Source organism: Acinetobacter sp. S-1 (assembly GCF_059579785.1).
Genome location: NZ_CM184207.1, coordinates 2193688 through 2216376 on the forward strand (window position 1 = coordinate 2193688; position 22689 = coordinate 2216376).

21 protein-coding genes are annotated in these 22689 nt (G+C 39.2%); 7 read left to right on the top strand and 14 right to left on the bottom strand.

The window, feature by feature from the left end; translation table 11 throughout:
• Window positions 1-6: 6 nt before the first annotated feature.
• Window positions 7-480, bottom strand: a complete 474-nt coding sequence (locus AC52J8_RS10500) for an arsenate reductase ArsC (protein WP_086398909.1) — start codon at window positions 478-480, stop codon at window positions 7-9.
• 4 nt (window positions 481-484) lie between these two features.
• Entirely contained in the window at window positions 485-814 is a 330-nt protein-coding gene (locus tag AC52J8_RS10505) for a metalloregulator ArsR/SmtB family transcription factor (RefSeq protein ID WP_086398908.1), read from the bottom strand.
• 84 nt (window positions 815-898) lie between these two features.
• On the opposite strand from AC52J8_RS10505, the gene arsC reads away from it, so the two are divergent.
• A complete protein-coding gene (gene arsC, locus AC52J8_RS10510; RefSeq protein WP_086398907.1) occupies window positions 899-1327 on the top strand; it encodes an arsenate reductase (glutaredoxin) in 429 nt (142 codons plus the stop codon).
• 68 nt (window positions 1328-1395) lie between these two features.
• On the opposite strand, the gene AC52J8_RS10515 is transcribed toward arsC, so the two are convergent.
• The 3 genes from AC52J8_RS10515 to AC52J8_RS10525 all read right to left on the bottom strand — a co-directional run bounded on the left by AC52J8_RS10515 (window position 1396) and on the right by AC52J8_RS10525 (window position 4284).
• Window positions 1396-1557, bottom strand: coding sequence for a DUF1427 family protein (locus AC52J8_RS10515; RefSeq protein ID WP_000784879.1), 162 nt, complete (start codon window positions 1555-1557; stop codon window positions 1396-1398).
• Window positions 1558-1613: 56 nt separating this feature from the next.
• Window positions 1614-3488, bottom strand: a complete 1875-nt coding sequence (locus AC52J8_RS10520) for an amidohydrolase (protein ID WP_086398906.1) — start codon at window positions 3486-3488, stop codon at window positions 1614-1616.
• 109 nt (window positions 3489-3597) lie between these two features.
• Window positions 3598-4284, bottom strand: a complete 687-nt coding sequence (locus tag AC52J8_RS10525) for a hydrolase (protein ID WP_001043290.1) — start codon at window positions 4282-4284, stop codon at window positions 3598-3600.
• A gap of 196 nt (window positions 4285-4480) precedes the next feature.
• On the opposite strand from AC52J8_RS10525, the gene AC52J8_RS10530 reads away from it, so the two are divergent.
• Window positions 4481-5371: a LysR family transcriptional regulator gene (locus tag AC52J8_RS10530; RefSeq protein ID WP_086398905.1), complete on the top strand. Its 891-nt coding sequence runs from the start codon at window positions 4481-4483 to the stop codon at window positions 5369-5371.
• Between the two features lie 49 nt (window positions 5372-5420).
• On the opposite strand, the gene AC52J8_RS10535 is transcribed toward AC52J8_RS10530, so the two are convergent.
• Entirely contained in the window at window positions 5421-6161 is a 741-nt protein-coding gene (locus AC52J8_RS10535) for a GntR family transcriptional regulator (RefSeq protein ID WP_086398904.1), read from the bottom strand.
• Window positions 6162-6562: 401 nt separating this feature from the next.
• On the opposite strand from AC52J8_RS10535, the gene AC52J8_RS10540 reads away from it, so the two are divergent.
• Complete coding sequence (locus tag AC52J8_RS10540) at window positions 6563-8029, top strand: NCS1 family nucleobase:cation symporter-1 (protein ID WP_086398903.1); 1467 nt, start codon at window positions 6563-6565, stop codon at window positions 8027-8029.
• The gene (locus AC52J8_RS10545; protein ID WP_086398902.1) at window positions 8029-8763 is read left to right on the top strand and encodes an aspartate/glutamate racemase family protein; all 735 of its coding nucleotides are present in this window, start codon (window positions 8029-8031) and stop codon (window positions 8761-8763) included. The genes AC52J8_RS10540 and AC52J8_RS10545 overlap by 1 nt, the downstream gene beginning before the upstream one ends.
• A 67-nt stretch (window positions 8764-8830) precedes the next feature.
• Here the strand turns inward: AC52J8_RS10545 and tauD are convergent, their stop codons facing one another.
• From tauD to tauA, 4 genes are read right to left on the bottom strand one after another with little or no spacing between them, the layout of a single operon-like run.
• Entirely contained in the window at window positions 8831-9712 is an 882-nt protein-coding gene (tauD, locus tag AC52J8_RS10550) for a taurine dioxygenase (protein WP_001099249.1), read from the bottom strand.
• Window positions 9713-9720: 8 nt separating this feature from the next.
• Window positions 9721-10590: a taurine ABC transporter permease TauC gene (tauC, locus tag AC52J8_RS10555; RefSeq protein WP_078220682.1), complete on the bottom strand. Its 870-nt coding sequence runs from the start codon at window positions 10588-10590 to the stop codon at window positions 9721-9723.
• Window positions 10587-11381 carry a taurine ABC transporter ATP-binding protein gene (locus tag AC52J8_RS10560; RefSeq protein WP_496538773.1) on the bottom strand — a complete coding sequence of 265 codons (795 nt, stop codon included), beginning with the start codon at window positions 11379-11381 and terminating at the stop codon, window positions 10587-10589. The genes tauC and AC52J8_RS10560 overlap by 4 nt, the downstream gene beginning before the upstream one ends.
• 9 nt (window positions 11382-11390) lie before the next feature.
• Window positions 11391-12431 (bottom strand): taurine ABC transporter substrate-binding protein, encoded by a 1041-nt coding sequence (tauA, locus tag AC52J8_RS10565; RefSeq protein ID WP_086398900.1) that lies wholly within the window; start codon window positions 12429-12431, stop codon window positions 11391-11393.
• A gap of 441 nt (window positions 12432-12872) precedes the next feature.
• Here tauA and AC52J8_RS10570 point away from each other — a divergent pair, with 441 nt between their 5' ends.
• The gene (locus AC52J8_RS10570) at window positions 12873-14057 is read left to right on the top strand and encodes a hypothetical protein (protein ID WP_086398899.1); all 1185 of its coding nucleotides are present in this window, start codon (window positions 12873-12875) and stop codon (window positions 14055-14057) included.
• Between the two features lie 61 nt (window positions 14058-14118).
• On the opposite strand, the gene AC52J8_RS10575 is transcribed toward AC52J8_RS10570, so the two are convergent.
• The 4 genes from AC52J8_RS10575 to AC52J8_RS10590 all read right to left on the bottom strand — a co-directional run bounded on the left by AC52J8_RS10575 (window position 14119) and on the right by AC52J8_RS10590 (window position 19596).
• Entirely contained in the window at window positions 14119-15585 is a 1467-nt protein-coding gene (locus tag AC52J8_RS10575) for an MFS transporter (protein ID WP_086398898.1), read from the bottom strand.
• 194 nt (window positions 15586-15779) lie between these two features.
• The gene (locus tag AC52J8_RS10580) at window positions 15780-17171 is read right to left on the bottom strand and encodes an LLM class flavin-dependent oxidoreductase (protein WP_086398897.1); all 1392 of its coding nucleotides are present in this window, start codon (window positions 17169-17171) and stop codon (window positions 15780-15782) included.
• Between the two features lie 179 nt (window positions 17172-17350).
• Window positions 17351-18643, bottom strand: coding sequence for an acyl-CoA dehydrogenase family protein (locus tag AC52J8_RS10585; RefSeq protein ID WP_086398896.1), 1293 nt, complete (start codon window positions 18641-18643; stop codon window positions 17351-17353).
• Between the two features lie 134 nt (window positions 18644-18777).
• Entirely contained in the window at window positions 18778-19596 is an 819-nt protein-coding gene (locus AC52J8_RS10590) for a hypothetical protein (protein WP_086398895.1), read from the bottom strand.
• Window positions 19597-20239: 643 nt separating this feature from the next.
• Here AC52J8_RS10590 and AC52J8_RS10595 point away from each other — a divergent pair.
• Window positions 20240-21685, top strand: coding sequence for a cytochrome ubiquinol oxidase subunit I (locus AC52J8_RS10595; RefSeq protein WP_000052002.1), 1446 nt, complete (start codon window positions 20240-20242; stop codon window positions 21683-21685).
• A complete protein-coding gene (cydB, locus tag AC52J8_RS10600) occupies window positions 21678-22685 on the top strand; it encodes a cytochrome d ubiquinol oxidase subunit II (RefSeq protein WP_005076463.1) in 1008 nt (335 codons plus the stop codon). The genes AC52J8_RS10595 and cydB overlap by 8 nt, the downstream gene beginning before the upstream one ends.
• Window positions 22686-22689 lie beyond the last annotated feature (4 nt).

The following is a 22689-nucleotide window of genomic DNA, read 5'->3' on the forward strand; positions in this document are numbered from 1 at the left end:
GCTTTCTTACTCAATATGAGAGATTTCATTAATCTCAGCAATCAAATGTGAACGGTTTAGGTTCGCAACATCAAGTGCAAACAATGCATCTAAACGACGATTAATATGAGCTACAGTCTCTTGGAATGCTTTAAGCTTTTCTTCTTTCGGCAAGTCTAAGTGAGATGGGTCACTTAAACCCCAATGTGCTTTGATTGCGCCACCTAAATAAAGTGGGCATACTTCTTGTGCAGCAGAATCACAGACTGTAATCACAACATCTGGTTGATACTGCTCGCAGTCATCAATAGTTTTACTCCATAGCCCATCTGTGGAAAGACCTAAGTTTTCAAGTGTTTCAATGGTTAATGGATGTACCTGTCCTGATGGTTTACTACCAGCGCTATAAGCTTTCCAACCTTCTGGTGCACGGCTGTTAAATAAAACTTCTGACAAAATGCTACGGCAACTGTTTCCAGTACATAAAAATAAAAATTTCATGGTGTTACTCACAATAGGTAGAAATAGAAGAAAACTGTAAAGATGATTGATTCACTAAATTTTCATCTTGGCTTGCTATAGTTTTCAAAACTTCAACAGCCCAATTGGGTAAATCTGGATTGACGCTGTAATACACCCATTGCCCCTGTCGTGCATCAAGTAAAATGCCATGAGTTCTTAATAAAGCTAAGTGTCTGGAGATTTTCGGTTGGCTCAACTCAAGCTGTTCAGTTAACTCACAGACACAAATATTTTGTTTGCTAAGAACTAATTTAAGAATGTTTAACCGAGTTTGGTCAGATAGACATTTAAAGAAATCGACTTGATTGATCATATCTTCAACAGAATATATTCGTTATTGCAAATATACGGATATCCATATATAAATGCAATATCTTAATTTGACAATAAATTTACCATGACTGAGCTAGTGAAAATTTACCATAACCCTGCTTGCGGAACCTCACGCAATACATTGGCGCTTATTCGTCATGCTGGGTTTGAGCCTATCGTTATTGAATATTTGCAAACACCACCAAGTAAAGATGAATTGATTCAACTCATTAAGGATTCAGGCTTAACTGTACGTGAAGCAATTCGTAAAAATGTTGATCCCTACAAAGAGTTAGAGTTGGAACAAGGCCATTGGACCGATGAACAGTTAATTGATTTTATGGTTCAGTACCCAATTTTAATTAATCGCCCATTTGTGGTTACACCAAAAGGCACGCGACTTTGCCGCCCTTCTGAGATTGTATTGGATATTTTAGATACACAAAACTTAAGCTATTTTGCAAAAGAAGATGGTGAAGTAATCATTGATGAACAAGGCCGCCGTATAAAGTAATTGAAGATATTTATTAATATAAAAAGCTAAATGGCATGGCACCATTTAGCTTTTTTGAGTGAAATGGATTAAAAATAGGATTTGATAAAAGGAAGCAGTTGCTCTCCTATTACCATGCCTAATAAACCGACTAATGCAACAAGAGGTGGAGCTGGTGACTTAACATTTAAGACGTAATATAAGACACCAACAAGCAACCCTACAGCCAAAGATAACAAGTACATTTTCATCGTACATACCTTAGAGAATCAAGCCATTTAATCAGCAGGTTCCCATACTGTTTTATTTAAAATGCAAAACACGAGCACCCAAGTGCGCCCCAGAAAGATTTTTTGTCCTTATCATTTACAGGAACATCAAGCATCCAAGCGTGGCTGTGTCCATGCATTCCACAGCTGCTAGCACATGCACACAATGCACTTTGTGACTGTAATGATTGATTGGAAGGAGCATTACGGTTTTCGGATAACCGCCACTGACCACCGAAGCGTTTTACCGGCGACCATGTCGGAGATGCTGGCGGTAACGGCGGATCGTCGTGCTTAAACTCTGCCCCTGCGTACACCACTTTGCCGCCTAAAACAGTGAGTACAGACTCAATCCACTGGATATCTTCTGCTTCAACTTTAAAGTAGTCATCTGACAGCACAACTAAGTCGGCAAGTTCCCCTGCTGTGAGTGAACCTTTGACATCTTTTTCACCTGAGAACCAAGCTGAACCTTTAGTCCAGAGTTTGAGTGCTGTTTGACGGTCTAATAGATTTTTTTCCTCATAGAGAGGTAAACCGCCGACTGTTTTACCTGTACTTAGCCAATACAAACACACCCAAGGGTTATAAGAGGCAACACGAGTCGCATCTGTCCCCGCACCCACAGGAACACCGAGTTCTAACATTTTCTTAACTGGTGGCGTTGCCTGAGCGGCTTCGGCACCATAGCGTTTTACGAAAATCTCACCTTGATATGCCATACGGTGTTGAATGGCAATACCACCACCCAACGCGCCAATACGTTCAATATTACGCTCAGATACAGTTTCGGCATGGTCAATAATAAATCGTGTCGCAAATGGCTGTTTTGAATTGACGCGCTCAAATACATTCAGTAAGCGATTAATACTTTCATCATAAGTTGCATGAATACGGAATGGCCATTTCTTTTCAGCCAAGTGTTCTACAATAGCTTCGAGTTCGCCTTCCATTTTGTCTGGTAAATCTGGACGTGGCTCATAGAAATCTTCAAAGTCACCCGCTGACCACGTCAGGTTCTCACCTGCTCCATTCATTCTAAATAGCTCATCACCATCACCCGGAAATGTCATTTCTGTCCAACGGCGATAATCATCAAGCTCTTGGCCTGCTTTTTGAGCAAATAGGTTATAAGCAATTCGAACCGTCATTTGATTTTGATCGTGCAATTGCTTAATCACATCATAATCTTCAGGATAGTTTTGCCCACCGCCACCTGCATCAATTGCTGAAGTAATGCCTAATCGGTTCAGTTCACGCATGAAATGACGAGTTGAATTGACTTGATCTTCAACTGGCAATTTCGGCGCTTTCCCTAAAGTCGAATATAAAATCATAGCGGATGGCGTAGCGAGCAACAGACCTGTTGGCTCACCTTTTTCATTTCGTACAATCTTGCCACCTGGTGGGTCCGGTGTATCTTTGTTAAAGCCTAATACATCAAGTGCAGCTCGGTTCAACAAAGCACTGGCATATAGATGTAAAACAAATACTGGAGTATCTGGTGCAGCTTTATTAATTTCCTCTAAAGTCGGTAAACGCTTTTCGGCAAACTGGAATTCAGTCCAACCGCCTACGACACGAACCCATTGTGGAGCTGGAGTATTGTCTGCTTGTTCTTTGAGTAAGCGTAACGCATCGGCAACGGATGGCACACCTTCCCAGCGCAGCTCCATATTGTAATTTAGGCCACCACGAATAATATGCAAATGACTGTCATTTAGACCTGGTATAACGCGACGGCCATTTAAATCTACAACTTTGCTTGTTGGTGTTGCGAGCTTCATAACCTCATCATTTGTACCCGTGCGTAACACTTTACCATCTGCAATCGCAATTGCTTGTACTTCTGGACTTTTGGGGTCTAATGTTGTGATTTTACCGTTTATGAGTATGAGGTTTATTTCGGTCATTCTGAACTCCATTCTTGTGAATTATCGTTCTAAAAAATAAAGGCATATCTGTATTAATATCACTTAAATATTGAATACTAGACATGCCTTTACCTAAATCAGTAGTGTTTTATTTTGCAGGAACTGGTGCAAGTACTTCATGTTTTGATGTTGTACGCTCAGGTGCCTTATGTACCATCGTATAAGCATAATCCACACCCATACCGTAAGCACCAGAATGTTCGCGTACAATTGCCATAACTGCATCATACGTATCACGGTGTGCCCAATCACGCTGCCATTCAAGTAATACTTGTTGCCAAGTTACCGGAACAACACCAGCTTGAATCATACGTTGCATGGCATAGTCATGAGCTTCTTTCGATGTACCACCTGAAGCATCCGCGACCATATAAATTTCATAATCCCCTTCAAGCATGGCCCCAAAAGCAAAGGTGTTGTTGCACACTTCTGTCCACAAACCTGAAACAATCACTTTTTTACGATTATTTTTTGCAAGTGAATCACGTACTTTTTGGTCATCCCACGAATTCATTGAAGTACGTTCTAGTAATGGAGCATCTGGAAATACATCTAAAAGTTCTGGATAGGTATGACCAGAGAAGCTTTCAGTTTCAACCGTGGTAATGGTGACAGGAATATTGAATGTTTTAGCTGCTTTTGCTAACCCTACCGTATTATTTTTTAATACTTGGCGGTCTATTGACTGTACCCCAAAAGCCATTTGTGGCTGATGATCAATAAAAATAACCTGACAATTTGTTGGTGATAGTTGTTCTAAAAGTGATTTATTCACGGGTAAACTCCATTCTTCGTTATTTAAGGCTTTTAAAATTGCCTTGTGCTTATTATCAAAACAAATAAAAATGTAAAAGCATAGACAGTAAAACGGCACGAATCTGTATGCTGTACGAATACAATAAAATCAATGATTGCTTTTTAATTTTTATAGTTTAATCATTGATATATATTTTTTTAACTTTTGCTTATCCATGGATCGATTAGATTGTATTTCCACTTTTGTAAGTGTCGTAGAACATGGGAATTTTAGTAGTGCAGCCAGAGCTCTCGATATCTCTCGTGACTTAGTGGCAAAACGTGTTTGCTACCTCGAAAATGACCTAAAAACCACACTATTAACCCGCACCACCAGACAGATGAATCTCACCTCTTGTGGGGAAAAGTTCTATCAGCATAGTAAAGTCATTTTAAGTGAATTCGAATGGGCTGCCTACGAAATTAGCTATAACCAGCAATATCCTGAAGGTGAACTTAAACTCAATACGCCCATGTCTTTTAGCAATATTTTTCTTCAAAATATTATTTCGGACTTTATAGAGAAATATCCCAGCATCAAAATTGATTTATTCATGACTGATCAGCTATTAGATATGAATAATAATAAATTTGATTTAACCATTCGTGTAGATGGCTCTCCTCCAAACTTAGCAAATAGTAAAATATTAAATACCTATCAACGCTATTTATATGCAACACCTGAGTATTTCAATCAGCATGGATTACCAGACTCATTAGAAGAACTTAAAGATCATAAATTTCTGATTTACTATCAAGATAGTCGACATAAGAAATTGATTTTCCAAAAAGATCAAAAGGAAGTGTCTTTCAATTGTTTCCCTGTGATGACCTGTAATAATGGTGAATTATTATTAGATATGTGTTTAAAAGACCACGGTATTGTTTTTCTTCCAGAGTTTATTGCAGAGCCTTACTACAAAGAAGGTAAATTACAGAAATGTTTGGAGGACTACACCAGTCAGCCACTTCACTTATATGTCACATGGCCAAACCGTAAGATTTTATCGAAGAAAGTAAAATTATTTATTGATTTTCTAACACGTCAAATCGTTCCCATAAAATAACCAATCTGGGCCTTTTCCAGAAGAATTGGCCCCATTATTTTTAGTTAGTTTAAATGGATTCAATCTTCTTATTTTTAAATAAATTTAATAAATTTTGTTCTGCTGACGCTGTGCTGTCTTCTTCAATAAAGGTCGTCGCGTAATGTTCTAAATGCTCTTCCATCAATTGAGTTGCTCGTTTTTCATCGCCTTGTTCAATCGCATCTAAAATTGCACGGTGTTCATCTGCCGAACAATTATTATGTTTTGGAATTTCATATAAGCCAATTAATAATGAAGTCCTTGCAATAAGTGTCTGCAAATAACTGGTCATAATCGTATTTTGATTTGCTTCAATCAGCTTTAAATGAAATTGCCCCGATAGCTTAATCCACTCGGCCCAATTGCCAGCTAAACGCTCATGAGACTCTTGATCTACTAAGCCTCGAAGCTCACTAAAATCTAGGTTATGTGACTTTTGAGCTAACTTTTTTACAGTGGCGATTTCAAGCATGCTGCGTGCTTCAAAGACCTCTTTTGTTTCATGAACACTATGTTTTGCAATGAGTGCCCCACGATTGGGCTGAATTTCGATAACCTTATCATGTGCAAGTTTGACGAAAACACGTCTTAACACTCCCCTCGTTACACCAAATGCCTCACACAAAGGTGCTTCAACTAAACGTGCGCCAGGAACGAGTTGTCGATTTAAAATAGCATCTACAATAGCGTTATATATATGGTCATCAATTTCATCATTGCTCATTTCTACGGCTTTTTTTGGTGCATTTGATGGCATTGATTTCTCCATTTTTATTAACGCCTCCTCTTTCTAAAACTTTATCTAATAACTGTAGTGTAAGTTTAACTTAAGCATTTTGGAATATTGCTCTCATTTCCAAAACACTAATGTTGAGCTAAACAATTCGATATTAGACTTCTAAATATCCACTTATACACCTAACTTTACTTACTTTTTATAAAAAATTAAGCACTTCCCATTTTATAAATCTGTCTCTGCATATCCAAAATCCATACCAGTTTAAATGACTCATAAGCGCTACTTCGCAAATTTGGCATAACTTTTGCTGAATTAAGATTGTGCACAATAAAAATATCACATTGTGCACAATTTTAATTTCATTCTTTTAGCCAGAATTTCAAGCTGCTGAAGAACGTGCCAGCCCAACATAAGGGAAGTGAGTGTTCAAGATGAATAATACCGAAGCAATAATTAAACCTTCTTATGATGCAAAACTGACAAATCAAGACTTAGCTCCTTTAAAAAAGCAAACTTGGGGCGCTTATAATATTTTTGCTTTCTGGATGTCTGATGTTCATAGTGTCGGCGGTTATGTCATGGCTGGGAGCCTTTTTGCACTAGGGCTCAATAGCTGGCAGGTACTTTTATCTTTACTCATCGGCATTGCTATAGTTCAATTTTTTACAAACCTGATTGCCAAGTCTAGCCAACAAACAGGTACGCCCTATCCTGTTATTTGTCGTGCCACTTTCGGTGTGCTTGGTGCAAATATTCCTGCTGTTATCCGTGGTCTTATTGCTGTCGCATGGTATGGCATTCAAACTTATTTGGCCTCCAGTGCCTTTTTATTGGTCATTTTAAAGTTCTTTCCAGAATGGTCAGCCTATGCTGATGTTTCAACTTACGGCTTTCTCGGGCTTTCCTATTTAGGATGGGTTGGTTTCATGCTGCTTTGGCTACTGCAAGCGATTGTTTTCTGGTCTGGCATGGACAGTATTCGTAAGTTCATTGACTGGGCAGGCCCAGCTGTCTATGTTGTGATGTTTGCGATGGCAGTATGGCTCATCTGGAAAGCTGGCTGGCAAAATATTGATTTAAACTTGAGCGGTGTTCAATACGACGGCTTTGCGGTTGTACCTGTCATGATTGGTGCTATTGCGCTTGTTGTCTCATATTTTTCAGGGCCTATGCTGAATTTTGGTGACTTCTCTCGTTATGGTAAAAGTTTTAACGCGATTAAAATGGGCAACTTTCTTGGCTTACCGATTAACTTCTTAGGCTTTTCTTTACTTACTGTGGTGTGTATTGCAGCAACGCTTCCAGTGTACGGCAAGCTCATTACAGACCCTGTCGAGATGGTCGGTAAACTGGATAACACCTTTGTGGTGATTTTAGGTAGTTTGACCTTAATGATTGCCACCATCGGGATTAATATTGTCGCTAACTTTGTTTCACCTGCCTTTGATTTTTCTAATGTTTCACCCAGCAAAATTAGCTGGCGCATGGGTGGAATGATTGCGGCAGTAGGTTCAATTTTCATTACCCCATGGAATTTGTTTAATAATCCTCAAGTGATCCATTACACCATTGATATTTTAGGCGCATTTATCGGTCCACTTTTTGGCGTATTGCTCGCCGATTTTTACCTCGTTAAAAAACAAAAAATCGTGGTAGATGATTTATATACCTTAGATACTAAAGGCTTGTATTGGTACAAAAATGGTTATAACCACTCTGCCTTTTATGCCTTAATTCCAGCTTCATTAATTCCTATTCTCTGCGTACTTTTACCACAACTGTCTGGGCTGGCTAATTTCACATGGTTTATCGGTATGGGATTCGGTTTTGTCATTTACCGATTTCTTAATCAACCGCTTGCTCATGCTAAATCGGCACTGACTAAGGCAAAAGTATAATGAAAATAAAAATTATTAATCCCAATACCACCCAAAGTATGACTGACAAAATTGCTGCATCAGCAAAAGTAGTCGCCAGTTCTGGTACTCAAATTATTGCAGTGAGTCCTCAAATGGGCCCTGCAACAATTGAAAGTTATTATGATGAAGCTCTAAGTGCCGTAGGTGTGTTGGAGGAAATTCGCCAAGGTGAGCATCTAGGTGTAAATGCTTATATTATTGCCTGTTTTGGTGACCCTGCACTTTATGCTGCCCGTGAAATGACGTCAGCACCTGTGATTGGAATTGCCGAAGCAGCTATGCGAACTGCAAGTTATATCAGTACTGGGTTTAGTATAGTCACCACCTTACAACGTACAGTGAATATGAGTTGGCATTTGGCTCATCGCTATGGGGCTACGCCATTTTGCAAAAATATTCGAGCTTGTGATATTGCAGTTGAAGAGTTGGAGCTTCCAGGCTCAGATGCCTATCGGACCGTACGAAATGAATGCAAGAAAGCACTAGTAGAAGATAAAAGTGATGCAATTGTTTTGGGCTGTGCAGGTATGAGTGATTTGTGCCTAAAACTGCAAAACGAGTTGGGAGTGATTGTTATTGACGGCGTTACAGCAGCCGTTAAACAAGCTGAAATGTTAGTTCAGTTAAATTTAAAAACCAGCAAAGTTGGTGATTGGGCCTCACCTCCTGTAAAGAACTACACAGGCATATTGTCAGGATTTGGAATGAACTAAAGAGTTATTGTTTCAATTCCAACTCAAAACGCTACGTTGGAATTGAAACAAAGAATAATTAAAGGAATTAAGCCTCTGCTAACTCTGGCTGTTGTTCTTCTTTATAAAATGGCACATCGCCATTAATAGTTGCGCGGTGCATAATTCGATGGGCGTCGCCATAATCAAATAATGCTTTATGTTGTGTGCAACGGTTATCCCAAATCGCGACGTCACCGTCTTGCCATTTCCAGCGTAAATGAAATTGCTCTTGGGTCGCATGTTCAAACAAGAAATTAAGTAATTGCTCACTTTCTTGTTCGGGTAACTCATTAATGTGTGTGGTAAAACCCTCGCTTACAAACAACAAAGGCTCGCCTGTGACCGGATGGGTACGCACCACTGGATGAACCACTGGCGGGTTACGCTTAAAGGTTTGCAAAAGCTTTTCACGCTCTTCTTCGTTATGAGCAAATCGTTCAAGCGGAAAAGACTTACGTATATCGTGCGTTGCAGTTAAGCCACGCAATTTTTGCTGCAACTCAAGCGGAAGCCCTTTAAAAGCTGCTGTGTTGCTCGACCACAACGTGTCACCGCCTACAGGTGGAATTTTAATAGCTTGCAACACACAACCTAAAGGCGGGGTTTTACTAAAAGTCACATCTGTGTGCCAAAGTTCATTGTCACGCAAATCTTGTTTCCAACTGTCGAGCACCATTACCTCCGGAACATCTTCAATTGAAGGATAAATCGGGTGCACATGTAAGGTGCCAAAACTACGGGCCAAGTCTGCTTGTGCTTGTGGCGCTAATTGTTGCTTTCGAAAAAAAATGACCTGATGATCAAGCAAAGCCTGCTGGATTTGTTGCGTTGTCTGTTCATTTAACGCATTCAAATCAATATTGTGAATAATTGCGCCAATGGTAGGCTTGATCACTTCTATATTTAAGTTTGCTACTACTGTATTCATCTTCTTTACTACAACTGCTGACCATACCAAGGTGAAAACTGTTTTTGTAACCAACGTAAAAACAGCTCAAAACTAACTGCGACAATCGCAATCACAATAATGCCCAGAATCACCGTATCGGTAATTAAGAACTGTGCTGCCGATTGCACCATAAAACCAATACCACGGTCCGCTGCAACCAACTCTGCTGCAACTAATGTTGACCAACCTACCCCGAGACCGATACGGATACCGGTAATAATATGAGGTAAAGCTGTTGGTAAAATGACATGCCAAAAGACTTGTGACTGACTTGCCCCTAACGACAATGCCGCACGTTCACGATTTAGCTGATGGCTTAACACACCATGCGCACTGCTAATAATAACAGGCGCCAAAATCGAGAAGAAAATCAAAAGTACTTTTGTGGTTTCGCCGATACCGAACCAAATAACAAGTAACGGCAAATAAGCTAACGGTGGAATTGGACGTAATAATTCAACCAAAGGATCTAGAACAGCACGAACCCATTTGTTCAGCCCCATCCACAAACCCAGTGGAACACCAATTACCACGGCAGCAATCAAAGCTAAAAACACACGAGAAATACTGGCTGCCAAATGTTGCCACAAAGTTGCTTTCATAAAGCCTTCTTGGCTGACCGATATAAATTTTTGCCAGACTGCCTGTGGACTCGGTAAAAACAGTTCAGGTACGACATGCAAAGCAGTAATGAGAAACCAGAGTGCAACCACACTTCCTACACTGATTATGCTGACCGCTAAGGTGCGATGCTTCTCAAAAAATGACGATAGAAATGAAGCTTTTTCTGTTTGCACATCTGACTTAAGTTTTAGCTCTGCTTTGTCATATTCATAGACGTTATCTTTAGTGTTCATGTAGGTAACGCCTCCTTATCGCTTTGTTTTTGAGCCCTTAAACTTTCAAATAGCTGTTCTCTGAGCTGAATAAACTGAGGGTCAGATTTAATCGAACGAATAGACTCGCCCTGACGATATCGTTGAGCAAAATCGAGATGTAGAGTTTCTACAATTTTGCCTGGATGCGCCGTCATCAGAACTAACTGATTGCTGAGCAATAATGCTTCTTCAATATCATGTGTAATTAAAAAGAAGCTTTTATTTTGTTGAATCCATAAATCGAGCACTAACTGCTGCATGTTTTCACGCGTAAAAGCATCTAAGGCAGCAAAAGGTTCATCTAATAAAATAAACGGCGCGTGGCTGATCAAAGCTCTGGCAATACCAACACGTTGTTTCATACCGCCAGAAAGTTCCCAAATATTGGCTTTTTCAACGTGACTTAAACCCACAATTTTTAAAATTGCACTCACTTGTTTCTCAATCTCTGCACGCTTTAAACCTTTTAACTGCAAAGCGAAGCCAACATTATCTGCAACATTCAACCAAGGAAGTAAGGCATGATCCTGAAACACCACAGCGCGGGTTACATCTGGACCAGTTACGACCTCATGATTTACAAGCACATCACCAGAACTCGGCTTTTGAAACCCTGCCAAGATATTAAGCAAAGTTGTTTTGCCGCAACCTGACTCGCCTAAAATCACGGTTAAAGAACCTTCTTCAATGGTTAGGTTAATGTCTTGTAAAACTGGCTTTTGCTGTTTAGGAAAATTCAGATGAATATGTTTGGCTTCAAGTACACTCATGACAACTCCTTAAGGCTGCAAAAATGAAGAATTCACATTGCCTTTATAATCGGCTTTCAGTTGATCGACCTTACCCTGACCTTTTAAGAACTTCGCTGTATCAAAAATATTTTGTGCAAATTCACCATCTAACGTTTGTTTTTGCTGAGCATGGTCAAGGTAGATGTTTCCACTTAATAAAAGCGGGATATCTTTTGGATTAGAACCTGTAAGCTGCGCAATTTTTTGCACGTTATCGGCATCTTTAACGTAAGCGGCTGGATCTTGATTATATTTTTCAAGCTGCTCAAGCGTAGTTTTAACAAAAGCTTTTAAGAAATCAGGGTTTTTCTCTGCAAAATCTTTACGTACAACCCATAAGTCATAAGTTGGAGCACCCCATTCACCGACTTGTTTCGAGTCAGTTAAAACCGTACCAGATGCTTTAGCTTTACTTAATGCAGGTTCCCAAACATAGGCAGCATCAATATCACCACGTTCCCACGCCGCTGAAATTTCAGGTGGACGCAAGTTAATAATTTTTACTTTGTCTTCTGGAATGTTCCAATGTTTAAGTGCAGACAAAAGGCTGTAATGGGTTGTTGAAACAAAAGGTACAGCAATGGTTTTGCCAATTAAATCTTGAGGGGTTTTAATGCCTGATTTATTACTCACCACTAATGCTTCAGACCCACCAAGTTTTGAAGTAATTAAGAATACTTCAATCGGTAAATCACGGCTTGCCGCAGCAGCAAGTGGGCTTGAACCAATATTGCCAAGTACCACATCACCTGAAGCAAGTGCATTAACTACATCTGAACCCGCATCAAATTTTTTCCATTGAATGGTCCGTTGACTATGTTTTTCATAATCTCCGTTGGCCTGTGCAACTTTGCTTGGGTCAACCCCAGTTTGATAAGCAATCACGACAGGTTTGTTGTCACGAACTGAAGCACCCGTATTATTATCTTTCTTATTTTGCCATACGATAAATGCAACAATTGCTACAACCACAATTGCCGTGATAATCAACGGTTTGGTCTTTGTGCTCATAATTTCATGATCTTTCAATAATATAAGCCCATGGTATGCAGCCGGCTTTATAATGAAAAATAAAAAAATATGAGTTGCTTATCTAATTTTTATAAATAACTTTTCCTTATAAGTTTTTATCTTTTGGTAAAAAGCAAATTCTAAGTAAACTTACAGATTAAAATAAAAATTAAAATACTTATATATCAATAACTAAAAACGATATTCACAAATCATATGATTAGGAAAACCTGACAGATGCCCTCTAAGTATTTTATCCTCTCATATTTGATCATTTTTATTTTTGCATATTGCATCCAGAGTTTTGCATCTAATTAATTTTCATTCTTTTATATAAAGTTCAGATTTTATTATCTTTTTATCTTAAATCTTCTGCAAATATTGAGATTTGGGCAAATCTTTTTCTGGTTTATACATGACGCAAATTTAATTTTTATTTTTAAGAGGAGAAAAATTCTTTTGTTTAAACATTCTCAAATTTTGAAAAAAACATTAATTACAACGTCTTTAATTACATTCAGCCTCTCAAGTCATGCAGCGCTTACCTTTGGCAATGCTGAAGAAGGTCAGCTTAAAGTAAGTGGTACTGTTCGGGCTAAATATGTTTATGATTTTGACTCTGAACCCTCTACCAGTAAATTTTCTTTTAATGACGCCGTATTATGGCTAGATTACAACTCCCCGAAATGGATTGGCCGCTTAGATTATCGGGTTTATGAATATTACGGGCATTTAGGCGATGCCAATTGGCTCACCGATGCATGGATGGGTTATAAAATTAATGACAACAGTAAAATTATTGCTGGCTTAAACCCCGTTCCTTTTGGCTTGGGTCGCTTTTGGGGAAATACTTATTATTTAGGCATTGCCAATAGTGCCGGTTGGGAAGATGTACACAACCTTGGGGTGAAATATGATTTCAATGATGGAATCAATGAAGCACAACTCGCCTTTTATCCTACCGATGGTGGCACCTATAGAGGTAAAAGCAAAGACTCGAGTCGATTTAGTATCAACCCTGTCAATGCGGATGACTCAGTACCACAAGGCACCAATACTAAAGAAAAGAACTCCATTGTTGTTCGCGGTGCTCATACCTTTAAAAATGTCTTAGGCCAAGAAAATTTCTCTACCCAACTGGGCGCCTCTGCATGGTACTCCACCATTGAAAATAAACGTTCAGGGCAAGATGGCGATCGCCAAGTTTATTCGGTTTTTAGCAATACCAATTATAACCAATGGAATTTACAGCTTTTGGCTGGTTATCAAGACATTGATAATGCCGACAGTGAATATAAAGATCATCTGACTTTGGGCGGTTTCGATTATTCATTTAATTCGGCAACCAAAGGTCAGATTTATTCAGCCGAATTGAGCTATCTATTTCCTCAGCAATTTGGCCCCATTACCTCTCTTCGCCCTTACCTAAACTATAGTTCTTATCGAAAAGAGCAAGATGGCTTTAAAGATTCAACCCGTTTTATTCCCGGCATTGCCTTTAACTATCAAAAATTGACGGTACAAGCTGAATTGCTGATGGGTAAACACGACCCATATCTAGGAGACAGTGAGGGCCTTGCGGCTGGTGGAAGCAATGATAAATGGAATAAAAAAGCATTTGTAATTTTTGCTTATTACTTCTAACTCCCAAAATAAAGGCCAACAATTGTTGGCCTTTATTTTCATTTAGATATCTATTTTTACTCTAGTCGATTACTGGTGAATTATTGAGAGGAAGTTCTGTTTTATCTTCATCGATAACATCAACATCTTGGGCGGTAGGCTCAAACTTAATCAGTAGCCCAATCACAATTAAAGGAATAAATGCAAAGATAGAAATAATCAGGTAAACATCAGTTTTATATCCCGCCATCCAGATCGGTAAAACAAACAAAGCAATTGCCTGAGCAACACCCGTTACCGCACGGTTAAAGCCAACACCAACGCCACGAATCGAAGCTGGATAAGCCATGGTTGGATAAACCATCATTTGTGCCCCAGGCCCAAAGCCTTCGGCAAAAAGCCACAAACCTAGCATGCCAATTGCGGTGTAGAGTAAAAAGCTATTACCGGGTTCACCAATGAATGCTAAGGCAATAAGGGCTATAAACTGGAGTAAAAAGCCTGTAAGCAACACATGACGAGATTTAAATCTGCTAGCAACAAATACGCCTAACAGCCCGCCCGTAAATGCAAACAATAAATTAAGCCCAAGTGTAGTGGTAATGGTCGTCAAGACATCTGTATGAAAAAAACGCGTTAAAATAGAAGGTAAAAAGAAGGCAATGGTCGTGTACTGAAATGCCACCGAAATGTGAATCACAATTGCCACAATAGTTCTTGGCAAATAGGTTTTATTAAATAAAACCGCAAACCCCTCGCGCTTTTTCTTTTCAGCAGTTCTTTCTACTTTTTCAACTGTAGCAACTGCATGAATTGCATAGGATTCTTGTAGAACTTTAGCTGCACCTTTTAAATCGCCTTGATTTGCAAGCCAAATGGGTGACTCAGTTAAATATTTACCGCGAATAAAAATAATGAGTAACGCTGGCACTGCTCCAAAAATTAAAGATGCTCGCCATAACCAGTTGCTATGCTCAGGAGGTAAAAGAAAGTAAAGCACCAAAACCAGACCAAAACACACCGAAGAAGCGGCATACCACATTGGGCACCATGCAGCTAAACGGGCTGCCTTGTTGCTCCTACCGTTAAACTTGGAAAACTCAGATAAGTATGACATTGCAACAGGCAGATCAATACCAACACTAATTCCCATAATAAATCGGGCTAAAATCAAAACCCAGACATTTGGTGCAAAGCCTGCGACAATTGCCGCAATGACAAACAGCACCATGTCCGCCATAAAGACCCGATAACGGCCAATTTTATCTGTCAGCCAACCACCAATCAGGTTTCCAACAATGGTTCCGCAGACAATTGCTGAAGCCACCACCCCGGTCATCACAGGGCTTAAAGAAAACTCTGAGATGACTTGCTCAATACCAAAAGAGAGCGTTGTTAAATCATAGGCATCAATAAATACGCCAATTAGTGCCAACCAAATAACTTTATTCGATTTACCCTTCCCTGCAAATTTTGAAATTAATTGTGAAACATCATCGGGAGATTTAATTTCATAACGATGGTTATGATCGAGTTCTTGTGTGCTCACTTAATAATTCCTGAATTTTAATAACAGGAACAAAATAATGATTATTCACATAATACAAAAACAAATTAATCTGATGTTTTAATCTAAATTATATAATTATCTTTTCATTATTAACTCAGCAGTAAAATCGATATAAAAAGACAAAATAAAAGCTGATATTTAACCAGCTTTTTATTTAAAGGCTTCCTAAAATATTAACTCGCCTCAGCAAGTTTTAATTCCTTTAGATTACGATATTTTGCACCGCGGTGATTTTCAGGCAAATATGGCCCAGCACCAAATAATTTTTCTCTTAATGTTCCTTGTGCATATGAGGTTTGATATACCCCACGTTTTTGCAACTCTGGCACAATAAACTCAACTACATCGGCAAAGGTTTGATGCGCCAAAATATAGGCAAGGTTAAAGCCATCGACATCTGTATCTTCAACCCATTGCTGTAGAGCATCCGAAACGGTTTCTCCCGAACCCACTAACACAGGCCCATTACCGCCTAAGCTGTTCCAGTTTGCAATTTCTTCAATGGTCCAAACACGTTCTGGGTCCGCATTTACATAAGAATCTAATAAAGATTGAATCGCGTTGGTTTGAATATATTCAACTTTATCAGTCGGTTGATATTGTGAAAAATCGACACCAGACCAGCCAGACAGCAAAGTTAAAGCGCCGTCATAACTTCCATAGCTTTGATATTCCTTAAACTTAGCCTGTGCTTTTGCATCGGTTTCATCAGTGACAATCGACAAAAGTGCATAAATTTTAACTGAGTACGGATCTCGGCCTTCTTGAGCCAATTTTTGGCGAATGCCTTGTACCACTTTTTTAGTGGCAATTTTAGACGGCGCTGCTATGAATACGCACTCGGCATTTTGACTAGCAAACTTCTGCCCGCGTGAAGATGCGCCTGCTTGGTAGAGTACTGGCGTTCGCTGCGGTGATGGCTCACAAATATGGATGCCCGGTACAGTAAAGTATTTACCTTCGTGTTGAATTGGATGCACTTTTTTATGGTCAGCAAAGATACCACTTTCACGATTACGAAGTACCGAACCTTCTTCCCAAGACCCTTCCCAAAGTTTGTAAAGAACTTCTAAATACTCATCAGCAATATCATAACGATTGTCATGATTAACCTGAGTTTTTAGACCCAAGTTTTTCGAACCACTTTCCAAATAAGACGTCACGATATTCCAACCAACTCGCCCTTTGGTTAAATGGTCTAGCGTGCTAATACGTCTAGCAAAAGGATAAGGATGTTCAAAAGAAATAGAGGTCGTGACACCAAAGCCCAAATGCTTGGTGACTGCTGCCATCGCAGGCACGATCTGTAGCGGATCATTGACTGGAACTTGTACTGCACCTGTTAAAGCATGTTCAGCACTTTGATGATAAACATCATAAATACCAAGCACATCTGCAATAAAAATACCGTCAAAAAAACCACGCTCAAGAATTTGTGCTAAATCTGTCCAATATTCTAAATCTTTATATTCAACAGATCGGTCTTGAGGATGTCGCCATAATCCAGGAGATTGGTGGGCAATACAATTCATTTCAAAAGCATTAAAACTAATTTTTTTAGTCATAAAATATTCGCCAGCATTTTATTTATTTTTATACTAAAGCAATTTTTACATTTTCTTTATAATATATACCCCAAACAAAATATGATTTTATTCTAATAGATTTTTAAAATTTAATTTAAACAATCAAAATAATATTAAGCCGCTAAAAGTAGCAGCTTAATATCTAAAACTATAATTTATTATTTAGCAACATTCCCTATTCTCCATTGATACGGTGGTAATGTGCCGTTTACACTAAAATCACCGATAATTCGATTTTTAAATACTCTCGGGTTGTGTGAAGATAAAGTCCGTACATTACGCCAGTATCGATCTAGGCCTAAATCTTTGTCTGTTGCAGAAGCACCTAAAGCGTCAAATAAAATTGTAGAAGCATTTAAAATTAAGTCGGTAATGACCGTTTGAGACTGTGCACTTTCAAGCTCGGCAAGCGCATTTTGCTCTTCTTCAAGCTGCTCATTATTTTGAAATGCAGCCAAGTAAGCACGTTGTAAGCTTTGTGCAACTTTTTCAACAATCGCTCCTGCACTGTAAGCCGCGCCACGGATTTGGCCTACGACTTGTAAAATTTGCGGATCTTGCTTTACAAATTGAGCATTTGCATGCGTGTAGTTTCGGGTACGTTTAGCAACAGCTTGAGAAACATCATAGCTTGCAGCACGCCCTAGACCTGTAATAATTGCCAGTTGGACCAGTTGATAGTAAGCCGCTGAATATTTAAAACGGTCATCGTCAGGTAAAATTTCAGTTTCATCGACCAATACATCATTGAAATATGCTGTACCACTCGCGGTGAGTTGCTGACCATAGCCATTCCAGTCATCAACAATTTCGACACCTTCATCTTCACGGCGCACAACGACCGAGCCAGACTCACCCTTTAAATCTGTTACACCAACGTCCACCCAGTCTGCATATAGACTCCCTGTGGTGTAATATTTTTTCCCTTTAACGCGAATTTTTCCTTCACTGTCTCGATACAAATGAGTTTCGAACTGATCAATTGACTCTTTCCCGCCTTCAGACCATGCACTACCGACTGTTTCGCCATTGGCAATTCGGCTAAGCCAACGCTGTTGAAACGCTTTGTCTTTACTTACCAAGACATCTTCAGTGAAACCAAAATGCACACGCAAAGCTTGCGGTAAGTTTGAATCGGCCTCGGCAAGTTCAATGAGCAATGCAAATAGTTCAGGAATGGTTGCATCAAAGCCCCCATGAGCTTTGGGAAGTCTTAACCGTGTAAAACCAATATCTTTAAGCCACTGAAGTTGTTCATAGGGCAAAATATGCTGTTGCTCACGAATTAAAGCCCCTTCTTTAATACGGGCAAAAGTCGGTCTGAAATTTTTTGCCAATTCATCATAACGTTCTGAAGGCCCTTCACCCCACACACGAGAAATAATTGAGGCCTGACTAAGTGCTGCATGCGTTAGTGAACCGAGATGATGCTCAAAATTTAAATTTGTCATGTAAGTAAAACCAATATTGCTTTGCTTTTACCATAAAATATTTATTTCACATGAAAACGATTATTTTTTTATAACTGTATTCATTCTTTATATAAGAACCCAAACACAAAGATAAAAAGCTCGCATCTCAAAGTCTAAGACGCCTCTTTTTGCCGAATGCTCTGCTGGCTTTGTAATAAGGTTTGTATATATTCTGAATAGACAGATAGTTTCTCGAAAATATGTTCTGAATAAAACATATCATCAATTAAATGTGTCATTTGAGGTGTCGTGAAAGTGTCACACAGCCCTACCAACTCTGCGTTCATTTGAGCAAATTCCGCGCATAATTTGACATAAGTTTCATCTTTATTTTTGAATAATAATTTCCGCATTTCTAAGCTATTTAGGTTTTTTAAGTCATCATCTTTTGTGGTTTTAATCCAATAAATTTTGACCTTTAAAAATTGCTCCAGTGCTTTTAAATGCTCGACATCTACGTCTAAACTCGTAATTAAAAAAACGGTAGAGAGATCACTTCGGCATAGTGCTTTGATTAGGCTTAAATAGATAAATTCAACTTCATTAAGCTTAGCAAGCTCCAAGTCGATATAAATTTTTAAGCTGTCTAAAACATCATCTACTTTGAATAGTGCTTTTTTCTCAGCTTGGTAATATTTATTAAGAATAGAAAGCACAGGCGTTGTCGCAGGCGTTGTATAAATAGCAGCCTTGTTTAAGTTGGCAAAAATAAATGGTGAAAATAGATAAGCCACACTACTTTGCTGTGGCTCAATATGAGATTGGACTAAATATACAGTTTCAGATTTAGAAAAGTCTCTGAGTACTTTCGCTCTTAATAAAGTAGCTTCAAAATTAACATAGGTTTGCTCTAACTGAGCCAATATAGAAACAGGAACAGGCTGATTTTTAATAATTTTATGTAGAACATTTAGTTGAGAAGTAATAAACATTTTTTAACATCCAAGCTATTTTAGAAGAGCTACACTTAAATCAGGTCTTTAATAACCTACGTAACAACCAGACCTCACGCAAAACAACAAAGGAATAAAAGAGAAGAAACTATTCTGCGCTTATTACCCAAAGTCGCATTCGCTGTATTTTGGAGAGTGATTTTGGCCATTCGTAAATCTTGTTCATTTATTTTGGACTTTTGAAGAATGGATACATAGCTACAGATAATTGAAAAAAAACTATAGCACACCTCATGACTGCTCCAGACTGTTATAGTTTTATAAAAAATTTCTGTATCTACATATACAAAAATAGTAAGTGCATGATTAAGGAAAATTCTTAAGGTAGGTAGTTTTCATGAGACGATCTATTGCATATCACCAGATATTTCATCAATGTTTCAATGCAACATGCTTTTTTACAAATGCAACATCAAGCATAAACTTTGTTAACAGATTGAGAACAATCAATCAGTCTATTCTCTTGGAATATCAAGCAATTATATTGCTTAACCCTGTTGGCATTTTACTTGCTAAGAAGATCTATCACAGAAGTAAGTTTAATCGCCAAAATACTTTGTTGCCTGAAAATAAGTATTTAACTCATTCAATCATCATCAGCTAGTTCACAGGGGGAAAGTTTATGAGCCTCGGTCTAACCGCTCTAGAATTAGCGCGAATACAATTTGCTTTTACAGTATCCTTCCATATTATTTTTCCGGCCACTTCCATCGGTCTTGCCTGCTTTTTAGCAGTCTTAGAGTGGAAATGGTTAAGAACCCAAAACCCGATTTATAAAGATCTCTTTAAATACTGGATTAAGATCTTTGCTGTTGCCTTCGGTATGGGTGTGGTCTCGGGCGTGGTTATGAGTTACCAGTTCGGTACGAACTGGAGTGAATTTTCACGCGTTGCCGGAAGTATTACTGGTCCTTTACTTACCTATGAAGTCTTGAGTGCCTTCTTCTTAGAAGCAGGTTTCTTAGGCATTATGTTATTTGGTTGGGGACGTGTTGGTCCTCGAGCCCATTTCTTCGCAACACTTATGGTTGCCATCGGAACATGTATTTCCATGTTCTGGATTCTATCTTCTAATAGCTGGATGCAGACACCTCAAGGCTTTGCCATCGAAAATGGCATTATTGTGCCAAAAGACTGGCTAGCTATTGTCTTCAACCCGTCCTTCCCTTACCGCTTTGCACATATGGGTGCTGCTGCCTTCTTGGTTTCATCTTTATTGGTAGTGGGTACATCTGCTTGGCACTTGGTAAAAGGCCGTCGTGATGAATTGGTGAAAAAATCATTCTCGATGGGTCTTTGGATGGTGCTTGTGACTTCTTGTTTACAAGTGGTAATTGGCGATAACCACGGTTTAAATACTCGTGAGCATCAACCGGCCAAACTTGCTGCTATGGAAGGTCACTGGGAAACCAATCATAACGAGCCTATGCCGTTACTATTATTTGCCATACCGGATATGAAAGAAGAACGAAATCACTTTGAAGTGGGCGTTCCATATTTGGGTAGCTTAATTTTAACTCACAGTTTAGATGGGCAAGTGACTGGCTTAAAAGAATTCGCACCTGAAGACCGTCCAAACTCGACCATTATTTTCTGGAGTTTCCGTGTCATGGTGGGTCTTGGCGTCCTTATGGTCACCTTATCACTCATTGCTCTTTGGTTACGTAAAAGAGGAAAACTCTATGAAACATCATGGTTTCATAAATTTGCTGTAGTGATGGGGCCTGCAGGTTATGTGGCAATGCTGGCTGGGTGGATCACTACCGAAGTAGGCCGTCAACCTTGGGTAGTATATGGTATTATGCGAACCAAAGATGGTTTATCGCATACTGTTTCGGCAGATCAGGTGGGTCTAAGTCTCTTTATTTTTGTGGTGGTGTATACCATCGTTTTTGGTAGTGGAATTTACTACACCTTAAAACTCATTAATAAAGGCCCTGTATTTATCGACACGCCAAATATGGAAGCAGGCGGCGTAGGACACTTTAAAACACCGATGCGTCCACTTAGTGCAGTTGATGAAAATATTGACAGCAAACAAAACTCTGGGGAGAACCGTCATGATTGATCTTTCTTTAATATGGGTCGGTATTATCGGTTTAGGTGTTTTAATTTACGTGGTCATGGATGGCTTTGACTTAGGAATCGGGATTATGTTCCCCTTCATTAAGAATAGCCAAGAACGTGACGTCATGATGAATACCGTCGCTCCTGTCTGGGATGGTAACGAAACCTGGATGGTTCTCGGTGGTGCGGGTCTGTATGCAGCCTTCCCGCTGGTTTATTCAACAGTTTTATCAGCACTCTACCTGCCTATCATTTTCATGGTCATTGCCTTGATTTTCCGTGGAGTTGCTTTTGAATTCCGTTTTAAAGCTCATCGTACCAAGCATCTGTGGGACTTAGCTTTTATTTGGGGTTCAGTTTTAACCAGCTTCCTTCAAGGGATTATTTTGGGTGCTTATATTCAAGGAATCAAAACCGAAAATGGTATTTTTGCTGGTGGGTCTTTTGATTGGCTTTCCCCGTTTACGATCTTTACAGGTATTGGTGTAGTTGCGATGTATGCAACTTTGGGCTGTGGCTGGCTCATCTTAAAAACTGAAAAAGGCTTGCAGCAACGTATGTATGAGCTTATGCCAAAGCTGATTATTGCACTGCTCATTATTTTTGGTGGCGTGAGTTTATATACGCCGTTAACGCATCCTGAAATTGCAGATCGCTGGTTCTCGTTACCAAACCTGTTCTATTTTAGTCCTGTACCAATTTTGGTCTTGTTATTTGTTGGCCTGATTTTATCGGCATGTAAAAAGCAGGATCATGACCTCAAACCATTTGCATATACATTGGCGCTCGTTTTCCTTGCATTTACTGGTTTTGTGATTAGTTTATGGCCATATATTATTCCGCCATCAGTCACCATTTGGCAGGCTGCAGCACCGCATTCAAGCCAGATGTTTGCTTTGGTCGGTGCACTTATTTTGATTCCAATCATTATTGCTTACACCATTGTCTCTTATTGGGTATTCCGTGACAAAGTTCGTGTAGGTGATGAAGGCTATCATTAAGTAT

What these genes read in the sequence shown, in the direction of transcription:
- AC52J8_RS10500 (WP_086398909.1), bottom strand. Translation starts at nt 480, where the DNA reads ATGAAATTTTTATTTTTATGTACTGGAAACAGTTGCCGTAGCATTTTG.
- AC52J8_RS10505 (WP_086398908.1), bottom strand. Translation starts at nt 814, where the DNA reads ATGATCAATCAAGTCGATTTCTTTAAATGTCTATCTGACCAAACTCGG.
- arsC (WP_086398907.1), top strand. Translation starts at nt 899, where the DNA reads ATGACTGAGCTAGTGAAAATTTACCATAACCCTGCTTGCGGAACCTCA.
- AC52J8_RS10515 (WP_000784879.1), bottom strand. Translation starts at nt 1,557, where the DNA reads ATGAAAATGTACTTGTTATCTTTGGCTGTAGGGTTGCTTGTTGGTGTC.
- AC52J8_RS10520 (WP_086398906.1), bottom strand. Translation starts at nt 3,488, where the DNA reads ATGACCGAAATAAACCTCATACTCATAAACGGTAAAATCACAACATTA.
- AC52J8_RS10530 (WP_086398905.1), top strand. Translation starts at nt 4,481, where the DNA reads ATGGATCGATTAGATTGTATTTCCACTTTTGTAAGTGTCGTAGAACAT.
- AC52J8_RS10535 (WP_086398904.1), bottom strand. Translation starts at nt 6,161, where the DNA reads ATGGAGAAATCAATGCCATCAAATGCACCAAAAAAAGCCGTAGAAATG.
- AC52J8_RS10540 (WP_086398903.1), top strand. Translation starts at nt 6,563, where the DNA reads ATGAATAATACCGAAGCAATAATTAAACCTTCTTATGATGCAAAACTG.
- AC52J8_RS10545 (WP_086398902.1), top strand. Translation starts at nt 8,029, where the DNA reads ATGAAAATAAAAATTATTAATCCCAATACCACCCAAAGTATGACTGAC.
- tauD (WP_001099249.1), bottom strand. Translation starts at nt 9,712, where the DNA reads ATGAATACAGTAGTAGCAAACTTAAATATAGAAGTGATCAAGCCTACC.
- tauC (WP_078220682.1), bottom strand. Translation starts at nt 10,590, where the DNA reads ATGAACACTAAAGATAACGTCTATGAATATGACAAAGCAGAGCTAAAA.
- AC52J8_RS10560 (WP_496538773.1), bottom strand. Translation starts at nt 11,381, where the DNA reads ATGAGTGTACTTGAAGCCAAACATATTCATCTGAATTTTCCTAAACAG.
- AC52J8_RS10580 (WP_086398897.1), bottom strand. Translation starts at nt 17,171, where the DNA reads ATGACTAAAAAAATTAGTTTTAATGCTTTTGAAATGAATTGTATTGCC.
- AC52J8_RS10585 (WP_086398896.1), bottom strand. Translation starts at nt 18,643, where the DNA reads ATGACAAATTTAAATTTTGAGCATCATCTCGGTTCACTAACGCATGCA.
- AC52J8_RS10590 (WP_086398895.1), bottom strand. Translation starts at nt 19,596, where the DNA reads ATGTTTATTACTTCTCAACTAAATGTTCTACATAAAATTATTAAAAAT.
- AC52J8_RS10595 (WP_000052002.1), top strand. Translation starts at nt 20,240, where the DNA reads ATGAGCCTCGGTCTAACCGCTCTAGAATTAGCGCGAATACAATTTGCT.
- cydB (WP_005076463.1), top strand. Translation starts at nt 21,678, where the DNA reads ATGATTGATCTTTCTTTAATATGGGTCGGTATTATCGGTTTAGGTGTT.